The organism is Ruminococcus sp. 1001136sp1_2201st1_G3_2201SCRN_220225 (assembly GCF_040924365.1).
GTDB classification, from domain to species: Bacteria; Bacillota; Clostridia; order Lachnospirales; family Lachnospiraceae; genus Blautia_A; species Blautia_A faecis.
In genome coordinates this window covers 443-15,632 of sequence record NZ_JBCOME010000048.1, presented here as the reverse complement: position 1 = coordinate 15,632, position 15,190 = coordinate 443, and the positions used below count along the sequence as shown (strand labels likewise).

Annotated in this window: 12 protein-coding genes, 1 tRNA gene and 1 pseudogene; 10 read left to right on the top strand and 4 right to left on the bottom strand. The window is 41.2% G+C overall.

The window, feature by feature from the left end; genetic code table 11:
• The first annotated feature begins 71 nt into the window (after positions 1–71).
• The 5 genes from AB5642_RS14715 (at position 72) to AB5642_RS14695 (ending at position 5,536) form a co-directional block, all read left to right on the top strand.
• Positions 72–779, top strand: coding sequence for an isoprenyl transferase (locus tag AB5642_RS14715; RefSeq protein WP_118578732.1), 708 nt, complete (start codon positions 72–74; stop codon positions 777–779).
• A 1-nt stretch (position 780) separates the two neighbouring features.
• The gene (locus AB5642_RS14710) at positions 781–1,575 is read left to right on the top strand and encodes a phosphatidate cytidylyltransferase (protein ID WP_118578730.1); all 795 of its coding nucleotides are present in this window, start codon (positions 781–783) and stop codon (positions 1,573–1,575) included.
• 92 nt (positions 1,576–1,667) lie between these two features.
• Complete coding sequence (dxr, locus tag AB5642_RS14705; RefSeq protein WP_173718766.1) at positions 1,668–2,810, top strand: 1-deoxy-D-xylulose-5-phosphate reductoisomerase; 1,143 nt, start codon at positions 1,668–1,670, stop codon at positions 2,808–2,810.
• Position 2,811: 1 nt separating this feature from the next.
• On the top strand, positions 2,812–4,098 hold the full coding sequence (rseP, locus tag AB5642_RS14700; protein ID WP_148463524.1) for an RIP metalloprotease RseP: 1,287 nt from the start codon (positions 2,812–2,814) through the stop codon (positions 4,096–4,098).
• A gap of 355 nt (positions 4,099–4,453) precedes the next feature.
• Positions 4,454–5,536, top strand: a complete 1,083-nt coding sequence (locus tag AB5642_RS14695) for a nitronate monooxygenase family protein (protein WP_330590252.1) — start codon at positions 4,454–4,456, stop codon at positions 5,534–5,536.
• 111 nt (positions 5,537–5,647) lie between these two features.
• Here the strand turns inward: AB5642_RS14695 and AB5642_RS14690 are convergent, their stop codons facing one another.
• Complete coding sequence (locus AB5642_RS14690) at positions 5,648–6,922, bottom strand: peptidoglycan-binding protein (RefSeq protein ID WP_118578722.1); 1,275 nt, start codon at positions 6,920–6,922, stop codon at positions 5,648–5,650.
• A gap of 158 nt (positions 6,923–7,080) precedes the next feature.
• Here AB5642_RS14690 and AB5642_RS14685 point away from each other — a divergent pair, with 158 nt between their 5' ends.
• Positions 7,081–8,223, top strand: coding sequence for a ComEC/Rec2 family competence protein (locus tag AB5642_RS14685; protein WP_148463525.1), 1,143 nt, complete (start codon positions 7,081–7,083; stop codon positions 8,221–8,223).
• Positions 8,224–8,250: 27 nt separating this feature from the next.
• Here AB5642_RS14685 and AB5642_RS14680 read toward each other — a convergent pair.
• Positions 8,251–8,391: pseudogene (locus AB5642_RS14680) on the bottom strand (DUF6783 domain-containing protein); the annotation flags it as partial.
• Between AB5642_RS14680 and AB5642_RS14675 the strand changes: the two are divergent.
• From AB5642_RS14675 to AB5642_RS14665, 3 genes are all read left to right on the top strand, one after another.
• On the top strand, positions 8,329–8,475 hold the full coding sequence (locus AB5642_RS14675; RefSeq protein WP_306467796.1) for a DUF6783 domain-containing protein: 147 nt from the start codon (positions 8,329–8,331) through the stop codon (positions 8,473–8,475). The pseudogene AB5642_RS14680 and the gene AB5642_RS14675 sit on opposite strands and share 63 nt — an antisense overlap.
• Before the next feature lie 98 nt (positions 8,476–8,573).
• On the top strand, positions 8,574–10,505 hold the full coding sequence (locus AB5642_RS14670; RefSeq protein WP_148463527.1) for a hypothetical protein: 1,932 nt from the start codon (positions 8,574–8,576) through the stop codon (positions 10,503–10,505).
• A gap of 320 nt (positions 10,506–10,825) precedes the next feature.
• Positions 10,826–11,764: a nucleoside 2-deoxyribosyltransferase gene (locus tag AB5642_RS14665; protein ID WP_148463528.1), complete on the top strand. Its 939-nt coding sequence runs from the start codon at positions 10,826–10,828 to the stop codon at positions 11,762–11,764.
• 887 nt (positions 11,765–12,651) lie between these two features.
• Here the strand turns inward: AB5642_RS14665 and AB5642_RS14660 are convergent.
• Positions 12,652–13,542: a hypothetical protein gene (locus tag AB5642_RS14660; protein ID WP_148463529.1), complete on the bottom strand. Its 891-nt coding sequence runs from the start codon at positions 13,540–13,542 to the stop codon at positions 12,652–12,654.
• A 68-nt stretch (positions 13,543–13,610) separates the two neighbouring features.
• Here AB5642_RS14660 and AB5642_RS14655 point away from each other — a divergent pair, with 68 nt between their 5' ends.
• Entirely contained in the window at positions 13,611–14,564 is a 954-nt protein-coding gene (locus tag AB5642_RS14655) for a site-specific DNA-methyltransferase (RefSeq protein ID WP_148463530.1), read from the top strand.
• Positions 14,565–14,959: 395 nt separating this feature from the next.
• On the opposite strand, the gene AB5642_RS14650 is transcribed toward AB5642_RS14655, so the two are convergent.
• Positions 14,960–15,044, bottom strand: a tRNA-Leu gene (locus AB5642_RS14650).
• Between the last annotated feature and the right edge of the window lie 146 nt (positions 15,045–15,190).

Below are 15,190 nucleotides of genomic sequence, written 5' to 3'. Positions count from 1 at the left end.
TTGTATGAAATTGTACGAATAATCTGAACGCTTATAACGAAAAAAGAAAAACAAAACACAAGGAGAAAAATATGAACGTACCCAATCATATTGCCATTATTCTGGACGGCAATGGCCGCTGGGCAAAGGCAAAGGGACTGCCTCGTGGCTATGGACATGTTAAGGGCTGCGCCAATCTGGAGCAGGTCTGCTATGATATTAAAGATCTGGGCGTGAAATATCTGACAGTATATGCTTTTTCCACGGAAAACTGGAAACGCTCCAGAGAAGAAGTGGACGGGCTTATGAAGCTGTTTCGCAGCTATCTGAAGAAATGTATCAAGATATCCCGGGATAATAAGATGAAAATCAAAATTATCGGCGATATCTCTGCTTTTGCGCCGGATATTCAGGAAAGCATCCGTAAACTGGAGGAGTTTTCTAAGGATTATGATGAGCTGTACTTCCAGATCGCCATGAATTATGGAAGCCGCGATGAGATTACAAGAGGAATGCGAAAGATGGCACAGGATGTGGCGGATGGAAAAGTTTCTCCGGATCAGATCACAGAGGATACGATTGGAAGCTACCTGGATACTGCAGGAGTTCCGGATCCGGATCTTCTGATACGCACCAGCGGAGAACAGAGACTTTCCAATTTCCTTATGTGGCAGCTGGCTTATACGGAATTTTATTTTACAGACGTGGCATGGCCGGATTTCCATAAAGCAGAATTAGTACAGGCTATTGAAAAATATAATCAAAGAGACAGAAGATATGGCGGTGTGAAGGAGGAGTAAGATGTTTAAAACACGTCTTTTAAGCGGTATTGTGCTGGTCGCAGTTGCGCTTCTGACTATTATCAGTGGAGGTTATGTGCTGTTTTTTACACTGCTTGGGATCTCTCTGATCGGAATGCAGGAGCTTTATAAGGTTATGAAGGTCCGGGAAGACCATTTTAATGCCCTGGAAATTGCAGGCTATCTTGGAGCTGTGATCTACTATGTGTTGATGTCGCTGGATTTTGAAAAATATGGAATGATGGGCGTGATCATTTCGTTCATGATGTTTATGTTCGTTTACGTATTTACTTATCCCAAGTTCAAGGCAGATCAGGTAATGCCGGCGTTCTTTGGGGTGGTATACGTGGCTGTGATGCTCTCCTTTATTTATCTTACCCGGAACCTTCCAGATGGAAAATTTCTGGTATGGCTGATCTTTTTATGCTCCTGGGGATGCGATACCTGCGCATATTGTGTGGGAATGCTGATCGGCAGGCACAAAATGGCACCAATCCTCAGCCCGAAGAAATCAGTAGAAGGTGGAGTAGGCGGCGTGGCAGGCGCTGCGCTTCTGGGCGCAATTTATGCAGCAGCAACTGGCGGAAAGATTGCAGAGTATGCGCTGATTTGTGCAGTCGGAGCACTGATCTCCATGGTTGGAGACCTGGCTGCTTCTGCTATTAAGAGAAATCAGGGAATCAAGGACTATGGCAAACTGATCCCGGGACACGGTGGAATCCTGGACAGATTTGACAGTGTGATCTTTACAGCTCCGGCTATTTATTTCCTGGCGAAGCTTGTGCTGGGAATCTGATTCCGGATTGGCAGCGGGAGGCATAAAGGAATAAGAAGTGTGGAAATGATAAGATGTGATTTGTCCCTGAAATGGACTGAGAGGAATTTCAAATGAAGAAAATTGCAATTTTAGGCTCAACTGGTTCCATCGGTACACAGACCCTGGATGTAGTGAGAGCTAACGGCGATATAGAGGTGCTGGGAATCAGTGCAGGAAGAAATGTGAAAATGCTGGAAGAACAGGCAAGAGAGTTTCATCCTCAGCTGATTGCAGTGTGGGATGAAAATGCGGCAAAGGACCTGGCATACCGTCTTGCGGATATGGATGTAAAAATTGTGTCTGGTATGGAGGGACTTCTGGAGCTTGCGCGTATGCCCCAGACAGACATTCTGGTTACCGCTGTTGTGGGAATGATTGGAATCCGTCCTACAATGGAGGGAATCAAGGCGGGCAAGGACATTGCCCTTGCAAACAAAGAAACATTGGTAACAGCAGGTCATCTGATCATTCCGATGGCAAAAGAGCATGGAGTTCAGATCCTTCCGGTAGACAGTGAGCACAGTGCTATTTTCCAGGCTCTTCATGGGGAAAAGCGGGCGCAGGTTGAGAAGCTTCTGATCACAGCTTCCGGTGGTCCCTTCCGTGGAAGAAAAAGAGAAGAACTGGAACATGTGACGCTTGCAGATACCCTGAAGCACCCGAACTGGGTAATGGGACAGAAGATCACAGTAGATTCTGCAACCCTGGTCAATAAAGGTCTGGAGGTTATGGAAGCCAGATGGCTGTTTGATGTGGATTTGGATCATATTCAGGTTGTTGTCCAGCCAAAGAGCATTATCCATTCGATGGTAGAGTTTAAAGATGGTGCGGTTATGGCGCAGCTTGGAACTCCGGATATGCGGCTTCCAATCCAGTACGCACTCTATTATCCGGAACGCAGATATCTGGATGGAGAGAGACTGGATTTCCATAAATTGAAAGAGATTACTTTTGAAGATCCGGATATGGATACATTCCTGGGGCTTCCAATGGCTATGGATGCTGCAAGAAAAGGCGGCAGTATGCCTACTGTGTTTAACGCAGCAAATGAGCTGGCTGTGAAGAAGTTTTTACAGGAAAAAATCGGCTTTCTGGATATTTACGACATTATTGCACAGTCTATGGAAAGACATACAGTGATCCGGAATCCGGATCTGGAGGAGATACTGGCAGTAGAAGACGAGACTTATAAATGGATTGAAAGCAGGTGGTAGGTTGAAGATTATTCTGGCATTATTGATTTTCAGTGCGATCATTCTTTTTCATGAGCTGGGGCATTTCCTTCTTGCAAAGAAAAATAAGATCGTAGTAACGGAGTTTTCCCTTGGAATGGGACCAAGGCTGCTTAGCACAGAGAAGAATGGAACCAGGTATTCTCTGAAGCTTTTGCCTCTTGGCGGTTCCTGTGCCATGCTGGGAGAAGATATGGAGGATGAGTCCAAGGGGACTTTCAATGGTGCACCAGTGTGGGGAAGAATCGCTACAGTTGCAGCAGGACCGGTATTTAACTTTATCCTGGCCTTTGTGTTTGCAGTGCTCATTGTTACGCTGGTGGGCTATGACCCGGCAGAGGTTACGCAGGTGGAGAGTGGTTCTACTGTGGCTGAAGCTGGTCTTCAGGAAGGGGATATTATCAAAGAATATCAGGGGTATCATATTGATCTGGCAAGAGATCTTTATCTGTATATGTATCTGAATAATCCACAGGAGGATGAGACCATTCATATGACTGTGGAGAGGGATGGCAAAGATGTGGAGCTGGCCTTCAAACCAGACGTACAGGTGAGATACCTTCTTGGCTTTAACAGAAAGAGTACCGATTCTCTTGAGGTGGCATCCCTGATTCCGGGAATGGGCTTATCTGAAACTGGTGTGGAGCCTGGGGACGTGATCACTTCCATTAATGGTACCAGACTGGAGAGTTCGGACGATTATACTGCATATCTTGCAGAGCATCCTCTCACAAGTGAGCCTGTGACCATTACTTATGAGCGTGATGGCCTGGAATACAACGCTGAGGTAACTCCATCGGAGTCCCGCACAGCAGTGCTTGATTTTTCTTATAATCTGGCGTACACGAAGACACAGGGATTTGAAGTGCTGAAGTATGGAACGCTGGAAGTAAAATATATGATCCGCTCTACCTTACTCAGCCTAAAAGAGCTTCTTACCGGCGGGCTGGGCGTAAAGGATTTAAGCGGTCCGGTTGGCGTAGTTGATGCAATTGGCAGCACCTATGAGGCAAGTAAGAGTGAGGGCATGCTGACTATCTGGGTAAATATGCTGTATATGGCAGCACTTTTATCTGCAAACCTTGGTGTTATGAACCTTCTTCCGCTTCCTGCACTGGATGGTGGCCGGCTTGTATTTCTGATTATCGAGGCTATCCGGAGAAAACCGGTGAACAGACAGATTGAGGGCATGGTTCATTTTGCAGGTTTGATGGTGTTGATGCTTTTGATGGTTGTAGTTATGTATAATGATATTTTGAAGATTTTTTAATCTTTTTGAAATGAAAAAGCTGTAAAAAAATGAAAGCGAAGGCTATGTGTATCAAACGGATATGCATAGCCTTTTTTTGATGCAGCAGACAATTCTGCAGCAAATTCCTATTACCCAAAAAAGCTTTTCCAGGCAGTGAGAGGAAATAACGGAAATGCAGATGAGGGGGATGGTCTGCTGCAGGCGGCAAATCTTGCAAGGGGATTCCTTTTTATAGGGAAAACTTCCGAATATGTAGTAATAAAAACTACATAATAAAGTGTCGAATAAAAGTAAAACTTGACATAAAAACAATAATGCTTTATACTAAAATAGTTTTAAAATCAAACTAAATTAAAGCATGGAGGATATTGTTTTGGATAGAGAATACAAAAGCAGTTTGAGATGTTTGAAAATTGGAGATAAGGTGGCAGAACTTCCTATTATTCAAGGGGGAATGGGCGTGGGAGTGAGCCGTAGCTCCCTGGCTGGCGCAGTGGCAGCAGAAGGAGGAGTGGGAGTTATTTCCACAGCTCAGATCGGATATGATGAGGCTGGCTTTGAAAAAGACCAGGCGGGGTGCAATCTGAAGGCAATAAGAAAGCATATATGGATGGCAAGGGAGATTGCCAAGGGAAAAGGGCTGGTCGGTGTTAATATTATGGTAGCGCTGAAACATTATAAAGAGCATGTAAAGGAAGCTGTGGAATGTGGTGCAGATGTGATCATCAGTGGCGCAGGACTTCCCATGAATCTGCCAGAGCTGGTACCGGAGTTTTGCAGAACAAAGATTGCGCCTATTGTTTCTTCAAAAAGGGCAGCAAATCTGATTCTGAAAATGTGGGCACATCGATATAACCGGACTGCAGATCTGATCGTAGTGGAAGGACCGGAGGCAGGAGGACACCTGGGATTTTCCAGGGATCAGCTGGCTCACAGGGATGAGATGGATTTTGACCAGGAAATCCGGGATATTATTGCATGTAAAAAGGAATATGAGGAAAAGTTTGGCCGGGAAATTCCAGTGGTAGTTGCTGGCGGAATTTTTGACCGGAAAGATATTGATCATGCTATGGCACTTGGGGCAGATGGTGTGCAGATCGCAAGCCGGTTTGTAGCGACAAAGGAATGCGATGCCGATGAAAGGTATAAACAGGCGTATGTAAATGCAAGGAAAGAGGATGTGCAGATTATCCAGAGCCCTGTAGGAATGCCTGGAAGGGCGCTTTGCAATCCTTTTATGAAACTGGTAGAGAATGGACGGATTCCAGTAAAGAAGTGCTATAACTGCCTGGAAAAATGTAATCCAGGACAGGTTCCGTACTGCATTACCAAGGCATTGATCGATGCGGTGGAGGGAGATGTAGAGAATGGATTGATGTTCTGTGGGGCAAATGTTGGAAGGATTGACAAAATTACTTCAGTGCATGAATTGATGCGGGAATTGGCAGAAGGCTGATGGTTAGCCGGTTCCTATATGGTGATGTTGCTGACAAACGGCATGTCCGTTTAGAGTATAAGGTTTAGATTAGAATTTTATGGCGGGAGAGAAAATCCCGCCATATTATGTTTATTGTAATTCTGCAATCCGGGTGACGCCTACGTAAATTTCCTGAATTTTGTACCAGGTGGTATAATCTACGATTCCGGTTTCCGGAAGACCGAAAATATTCTGGAATTTGCGGACAGAGGCCTGAGTCTGGGCACCATAGATTCCGTCCGGATTTACTTTTGGAAGAGCAGGGTAGGCCTGGCTGATAGCATTTAGCTGTTCCTGAAGCTGGAGTACTTTGCTGCCGGAAGCACCAATATCCAGGTCATATCCTGGCCAGGAGGAAGGAATCCCGGAGACTTCTTCTGCCACATTGATATACATATCGTTTCCGTAGAAATACCGTAGGATTTCAATAGCAGAATATCCCTGGTCTCCAAGCCGCTTGCTTCCCCACTGTGTCATCCATCCTCTGTCCCGGCACTGCACCCGCTCTCCGTCGCAGTACTGGGTAAGAATTGGCTGACGGACGTTAGGACGGGATAGATAATTCTCGAAAAGTTCGTCTACAATGCGGTCGATAGAGTCAAAGATGTTTCGTCCGCGGATCCATTTGTGGTCGTAGGCGGTGGAGGAGGTGATGGTGTAGTCTTTCCCTTTATTGCGGTACCACTCCGTGTATACCCGGTTTAGGGTAAAGGACATAATTGCCAGGATGTTGGCGCGGATAGTGTCGTCAGGCCAGGTGGCATAGATTTCGCTGCTTGCTACATTTTTGATATAGTCGCGGTAGCGGACATAATAATTAGAGGCGGAGTTATCACCTACAGGCCCATCGTGCACTACAATGTATTCCGGAATTACGACCTTGCTTAGAACAATTTCGCCAGTTTCGTGTACTGGTTTAATTTCAGATTCCTGTATTTTTGGTGGATATTCATAGAAAAGTGTATGGGGAGGAATGACAATTCTGTTTTCCGAAACAGTGTCTTGCCTGGGATTCAGAAGGACAGGCTGTTTGGCCAGAACCGCAGGCAAGACTTCTGTGCCTGCGATTTCCTCCTGGTGAAAATCCTCGGCTTTGATCTGCATGGAATATTCTGCATAAGGCTGCGCCTCCTCGGAAGCATTCAGGCTGTATTCCAGAGGAGGCGTTTTTAATTGAAGGACAGGGGTGTTGCCGGAAGAATCCGTGCGGACTTCTTCAATGACACTGTTTGGATCACCTGTATAAGAAATACGGACCAGTGCATTTTCCACAGGGCGGTTGTCTGTTTTTGAATGGACCGTTATCTGTAAGGTACCCTGGTCTACATTTTCCTGCTGTGCACATAAGGCTTTTCTGTAATACATGGACGACCTCATAAAATGCTCTTCCAGGTATTATATGCTAAAAATGCAATTGTGAAAACATAATTCAGGGATGTTTGTGGGGATGAGAATATATTATAATAGTAAAGAGGCAGCAGGACAGCGGTGCCTACGGTGAAAAAAACGAAAGAAGGAATAAAATGAAACACTTAAGAAAACAAATTGCAGGCTATCTTTTAACGCTTATTCTGCTTATGGCAGGAATCGTATTCCCTGGAAGCGGGGAAAAGGTTCTGGCATCTGGCGGCAGCATGACTGTGCATTTCCTGGATGTGGGACAGGGATTATCCATTCTGGTGCAGTCAGAGGGACAGAATCTGCTGTATGATGGTGGTCCAAGAAGCGCGTCCAGCTATGTGGTGTCCTATTTGCAGGAGCAGAATGTGTCAGAAATTGATTATCTGATTTCATCCCATTACGATGAGGATCATGTGAGCGGACTGATTGGCTGTCTGAATGCATTTCAGGTGGACAATGTGATTGGAGCAGATTATATCCATGATTCTTCCCTTTATGGCTCTTTTATGGATGCAGTGGCAGCACATGGGCTTGAAGTACAGCATCCGGCAGTGGGGGCGGAGTATACATTTGGCTCGGGAGAATTTACAATTCTTTCACCAAAGGAAATCAGCAAAGAGAGTAATGCTAATTCGGTGGCAATTAAGCTGACGAATGGAGAAAACAGTTTCGTTTTTACCGGGGATGCAGATTTTAACTGTGAGGCAGATATGGTGAATTCCGGGCTTGATCTGAGCTGCGACGTGTTAAGTGTGGGCCATCATGGATCTGCTACATCCACAAGCTGGGATTTTCTTCAGGCTGCAGTTCCGGAATTTGCAGTGATCAGCTGCGGCGCAGGAAATATGTATGGTCATCCGCATGCGGATACCATGGAAAAACTGTCAGATATGGGAATTCAGGTATATCGCTCTGATGAACAGGGAACCATTGTAGCTTCTTCGGATGGAAGTGCTATTACCTGGAGTGCAGATCCTTGCAATGATTATACTTCAGGTGATGGAGAAACAGCTGGGCAAAGTGAAGGGGAGAAGGGATTTACAGCTGAAGATAATAGCGGAACTGATGCAGCTGCAGCATCAGAAAAGTCAGAACAGATTGCTGCAGCAGATGACAGTCAGGAGGAAATGGTATGGATATCTGCTACAGGAAGTAAATATCACAGTATTCCTGACTGTGGAAATATGAATCCGGATAAGGCATATCAGGAGCCAGTCTCACAGGCTGAGGCTCAAGGATATGAAGCTTGTAAGAAGTGCTTTTGATTATATATATTTAACCGAAATTTTCCATTATATTTCGGAATATCCCTTTTTTATTTGGGAAAATTCTGGTATACTAGAGCGTGTTTGAAAAAGGCTTTCTGCAAGATGTGCGTCACAATTTGTGGGAGATTTTGCCCGGATGAGGGCGCCGTAGCGGGCTACGGCAACCGAATTCGGGCAAAATATACCGCAAAGTGGGGCGTGCAGATTGCAGGAATGATTTTTCAAACAGGCTCTAAAGTGTATGCTTAGTAGAACGTACGGAATATAAAATATAATAACTGTGTAGTTTTCGGACCGTAATCCGTGAGGGCTCCGGCAGTTATAAATAAATTGGTGGTGTAAAATTAGTGAGTGAACAGAAAAGAGTAATTTATACAAAGGAGGAACTGGCTGCGAAGGTAAAGGTTCCGGCTATCGTGGAGCAGGATCTGAAGCGCATTATCAGTGATCGCCTGGAACAATGCGGTCTGTATTACAGATGCTTTTCCAGAATCAAGACAGCTTCTTCTATGGCTCATAAATTTGCTCTGAAAGATTATGGCGCGGAGAATAAGAAACTGCAGGACCTGGTAGGTGTCCGTATTAACCTGTATTTTGATGATGATGTAGAAATCTGCCAAAATATTGTGGAAAATACCTTTGATGTGATTGGCTGGTCCACTTCGGAAAGAAGCGAGGAGGAGTTCAAACCTACGAAATTAAACGGCGTGTGCCGTCTTCCGGAATATTTGAGATCAGAGATTTCAACAGAGACCTGGGATATGTATATTGATGATACCTTCGAGATCCAGATTAAGACCATGTTTTTTGAGGGCTGGCATGAGATCGAGCATGATATGCGTTATAAAGGAGAGGAACTGTGGAAGAATTACAAGGGCTTTTCCAGATACTTTAACAGTATTCTGGCAACTTTGGAGCTTTGTGATAAATCCATGGTTACCTTGTTTGAGGATCTGGGACATTCCCTTTATAAATCAGGCAGATGGAGTGATATGATCAAGAGTCATTTCCGCCTGAAACTGGGAGAGGGACAGCTTTACCCTGAGGTGGCGAAGCTTCTGGATGAGGATTGTGACCAGCAGGTGGAGAATCTGGCCAAGCGTATTTATAAGACCAGCAAGCAGACACTGGTAGACCAGCTGCTTCATCGCAGCCGCAAGGTACCGATCAATGTAAATACGATCATTGCCCTGTTAAACGACAGTCAGTTCCATGACAGTCGTCTGACCGCTATTTTTAAGGAGCGTGATGTTTATAACGATGGGCGTGAAGAGAGCCTGGGAGAGTCCTGGCATTATGAGATGAAGCCTTTGATCCGTCACAATGTATTCCAGATGTGTACAGAGGTGGACGGGAGCAGGATGAGAGAGGAACAGCTGGCTTCTGCTACGGAGATTTTCCAGCAGGCAGCAGACTGTATATATGGCTGGATCGTGGGAAAATACGGCGGATTGTTTAAACAGATGCCACAGAAGACCAGCACCTATCATGCGGATATTCTGGCTTATCATGTGGCTGTGAATTATGATCCGGGCAACCGCCACCTGAATATGCATGTAAGACATATGGATATGGAAGTGGGCGGCCGGATCTGGTATTCCGAGGCAGGGCTTGAGGTATCCCGTCAGGAGAAAGTAATCCTGAAGGTTTGCAACGGATATGCACAGCCGGCCAGAGAGCATACTATCCAGGATCCGGGAGTAACCTTTTTCAGCTATCCGGGCTATTATAAGACAATTGTAGATAATATCGGAATTGTTAATGGAATTGAGTGCTCTAACCGAAGAAGGATCCTGCGGGAGGAGATGTTTGGAAATCTGATCACAGCGCTGAAGGATTCCGAGCGTTTATTCCCGGTCGTGGTGATCGTTTCCAGAGAGACTTCAGATGGAATGATGGATGAAGACTGGCTTGGCCAGTTCCGCGTATCTGATTTTACAAGAACGGTATGGCGTTATTCCCATGTGTTTACTGCCCATGAGTCTACCGGAAAGAAATTCTTGAAGCTTGCAGGGATTGATCTGCGCCAGATTGATGATATTCCCAGACTTTATATTTTCTGGCCAGGAGGAGACGTAGATGATTACGGTCCGGAGGATGTGACGAACTGCAGTTTTGGACGTCACCTGGAAGCGAGAGGCGACGCCCGCACCTACGATATTGTCCGCGGCGGACAGGCATTTTACCATAAGATCGTTACAGATCTGCGTGAGTGGAATATTTCCGCAGATATGTGGGAAGGATTTAAACTGGAGACAGTGACGGAATTGCCGAAATAGAATGATAGAAGTACCACTGGCAGTTGGTGAGAAAATTAAGACGACGATTTTCTTATCAGCTGTTGGTGGTGTTTCTTTTATGACTGAATATAACTTGGCGTTTAAAAGAGAAAATCTGTTAGGTTATAACGTATACTTGTACCTTCAAAAATAAAACTATTTTGTAGTGGTTAATTCGAATTTAAATGTAAAATACAAGAATAAAATGCAAAAATAAAATAAAAGCACAAGAAATAAAATAAAACGCAAGATATTCTTGTGAAAAAGCATTGACGTTTATAGGAAATATGGTATCCTATAATAGAAAGGAGTGTGAAAATATGACGAAAAGTGCAAGAATACAAGAAAAAATCATAGAAATTTTGGCTGATGGAAATTATCATACTGTTCAAGAAATTAAAAGTTTTCTACGGAAAGCAGGAATTTCTGATTATTCAGAGGGGCAGTTCTCTGGCTCATTAAATACTTTGCTTAGAAATCAATCCATTCAAAAAATGGATAGGGGGATTTATAAAATAAAACAAAATTGGGGAGGTAAAGATTTTATGAAAACTTGTTTTGTAGTATCTCCTATTGGAGAAACAGATAGTGAAATAAGGAGTAATGCAGATAAATTATTCAAATATATTATTAGTCCAGTTTGTGAAAGTTGTGGCTTTGAACCTGTACGAGTAGATCAAATTAATGATTCGGATTCAATTACACAAACTATTATTGATAAGCTTTTATCATCGGAGCTTGTCATAGCTGACATTTCGGGGCATAATCCTAATGTTTTTTTTGAAATGGGATATAGAAAATGTACAGACAAGCCGATTATTCACTTAAAAAAGAAAGGCGAAACTATACCATTTGATGTAAACACAGTAAGAACATTCGAGTATGATCTAACCGATTTAGATAATGTAGAAGAAACTAAGAAACGTTTAGAACAAACAATAGGGACCTTTTCTTTTGAGAACAAAACTAATGCATTGGGACAAGATGAAGAAAACAATAAGCAGCTTTTTTTTCAAAGTATTCTTACTATGCTGTATCAAATTCAAGATTCTATTACTGAATTAAAAGAGCAAATAAATAAAAAAGATACAGAAACGATACAAGCAATAATGCAAACAAGCTTAAATAATGCCCAAAAAGAAGAATCTACGGATGTTGTTATGATGAAAACGTTGTTACCCGAGTTGATTAAAAATCCAAAATTATTCCAAAATTTAATGCAATTTGCCGAAATGACTAATAAACCTAAGAAGCAATAAAAAAGAGATAATCATAATTGTTGAGGACGAAATTTGCTGAGGGTCTTTTGTGAGATAAATTGTACTCTATAAACTGAATAAAATTTAAAGATAAATTTGTATTTCTGTACAGACTTTAGGAACGGATTACCAAAATTATACGTATCCTAAAAACTATGTAGAAATTATAGCTATTTCACTGTAAAATGTTTATACTGCTATTATGCATGAAAACGTAGAAATGCCTTTTAACTCCTCAAGATTATGCAGAAGACTATTATATACGAGCTTTAGACATTATTTTCTCATACATTTATTCGAGGAAGATACACTAATGTTTATAGTAAAGTTCCAGAAAATACAGTTCCTGTTTGCGATTTGAACGCTTGAATGGATTATATCCAAACGAAGAAAGGATAGCTATAGCTACGTATCATTTGCTAAAGTTACGCAGAGCATGTTGTTTCATGCTTAAAATTGCTGGGTAGAGATTTTTAATGATTTTGAGGTGACGTGCATGACTAATCTCATACCTAATCGTTCTAAAATGGTTTCTGGGATATGTCGGATTAAATGATTGCTGGATGTATTTATCATTTTCATGACGATTGTAGTGAAAAGTGACAGCGTCTGCTTGTTTATCATCCTTGCGAATTCTGAATGTGGCAATGACTGTCTGTCAAAGATAACATCTGATGAATTTTTCGGCTACTTCAGAGTTACACTTGTTGTGCGTTGCATAATCCTTTTTTGTGGTTGATATAGTATTGGGACATCGCCTTTTTGAAGATATCTGTGAGACTAGATTGTAACAGTATGAAAAAGTTACGGAGATATTTATCAATGGTAAGAATAAAATGGAATTTTGCAAGTAAGGAGGGAGCCATAGATATGACTCCCAGGAGTTTTTATTTGACAATTATGTAGTCTATGCGATTGATGGTTTGGATACGGTTAGAATCTTTTAACAGCTTTATTGATTTATTTAACTGAGTACTAGAAATATTTGGATATAATTTTTCTAAGTAGAATAGAATATTTGTTTTTGCTAAAGGTTCGTTTTCGGAAAGGATGTTAATTATGTCCTCAGAAATAAGTGCTGTGTAATGATTGGCTTCTTCGGTGGCAATAAGTTTATCAAGTTTGTCTTGAGTATATTTATCGAGGAACATGTTATCGATTAATGCGATGAATTCATCTGTAGTACGTTCGGTCTGAGTGACTTTCATACTGTTTGAGATTTGAAATTGGTCCCCCATGGCAGTATTGAATTTTAATTCATTTTTAGAAACATATTTTAAATCAAAAATGTTGCAATCTACTAAGTGAAAACCGTAGCATTTATTATTATTAATAATACTTTGATGTTCTATTGATAGAATAAAAAAGAATGCATCAGGATTATTTATGTAAAAAGGACGTATTTTACGGAATGAAGTGAGGTTAGATCCTTTTCCTGCATTATTTCCTTTTGCAAGTGAAGCAGATTTAACATCAATTAATATATCGTATGTTATTCCATCTAATTCAAGTGATATGTAAATGTCTTCAAGACTGCTACTTTCTTTACTTGCAACAGATTTAATATTTGTATATATACTCGAAGCACGATTGAATATTTCATAAGTCCACTCATCAATAAAAGGACCTGCGATTTTATGGATATCTTTTTCGGGAACATTACAGTCTAAATTTGTGTTAATTTTAACTAAATTTGTCATAGGTGAAGATAATGCGGATTTTATAATATCAATGAGAAATTTTTGTAATCGTTGGGATGTTTCGAAGTGATGATTCATTTTGTATCCTCCTTTTTGGTTATTTCAAAGTATTATATCATAATATGTTGAAGAAAGGAATGATTTATATGGATATAAATTTGGAAGCAATTTGTGGAGATGCTATCATAGAGTTAAAAAAAATAGAGTCTAATTCTGTGGATTTGATTGTAACAGATCCACCCTATAATTTGAATAAACACTATGGCAATAATTATGATAAATTTGAATTTGATGAGTATTTAAATTTTTCTAGAGAATGGATAAAGGAGGCTGTAAGAGTATTAAAACCCGATGGTACAATGTATGTGTTTATGGGAATGAAATATATATCATATATTTATAATGTTTTGGAAAAGGAAATGGAAATGTACTTTAATTCCTGGATTACTTGGTATTATACTCAAGGAATAGGAAAAACTAAAGGCTATTCTCCTAGACACGATGATATACTTATGTTTACAAAAGATAAGAAAAGGTTCAAATTTAATTTAGATGAGATTAGGGTGCCTCAGAAGTATTATAGATCTGTTAATAATATGAGAGGAGCGAATCCTGGAAATGTATGGGAATTTTCACATATGCATTATTGCAATAAGAATAGAATGAAACATCCGACTCAGAAACCGGAAGGATTATATGAAAGAATGATATTAGCGTCATCTGATGAGGGCGATGTGGTGTTAGATCCTTTTCTTGGTAGTGGTACATTGTTACGTGTGTGCCAGAACACTAATAGAAATGGTATTGGTATTGATATAAATCCAGAATATATTCGGATGTCAAAGGAACGATTAGAAGAAAAATTTTTGGGATTTGACAGTATTGATGAGAGAATGAAAAGAGTACCAAACGATTTGAATAATGCTGAAATCAGAGAAAATTATATAAAAAATCATATTAGCTGGTTTTTGAAAAACCATCAAGATGCAATTGATGATTTTATGAAAGAGGTAAAAGAGAAGTATTATGATAAGATGAAAGAGACAAACCAATTATATTTATTTAAAACGTATACATCATATAAGTGCAGAAAGAAATAGAATGATTATGATATTTTGTTAATGGCTATAGTGTGGAAAATAGTGTGACAATACGATCCGTGCAACAGGTAGAAAATAGATAAAATGTTTCAAATTCTGTCGAATATTAACAAAAATAACATATAAAACTTTAAAAAGAAGTGATTGAGCCACTTGAATATTTTGGATAATCAAAGTTCTTGAGGGTTTGCCAAACTTGTTGAGGGTCTTTTGTGAGGGTTTCGCTATAAAAACCGGAAGTTTGCCCCTCACGAAGAGAGCCCCTCAACAAGTTTGATTACCCAATATTTTAGGAAAAGACACCCTTTGTATACCTCCTGAACATTCGGAGTCCAAAAAAGCCCGCAAAACAGGCGCTTTGCAGGCTTTTGACACTTCTTGATAAAATAAAAAAATGCGGAAGATGGGACTTGAACCCACACAAGCGCAATGCTTACAAGATCCTTAGTCTTGCTCGTCTGCCAGTTCCGACACTTCCGCATATCGCATTTCACAGAGATAAAAATCTCTACGCGATCAGATATTAAATTGTAACTACTTACGTAGTACATGCGGAAGATGGGACTTGAACCCACACAAGCGCAATGCTTACAAGATCCTTAGTCTTGCTCGTCTGCCAGTTCCGA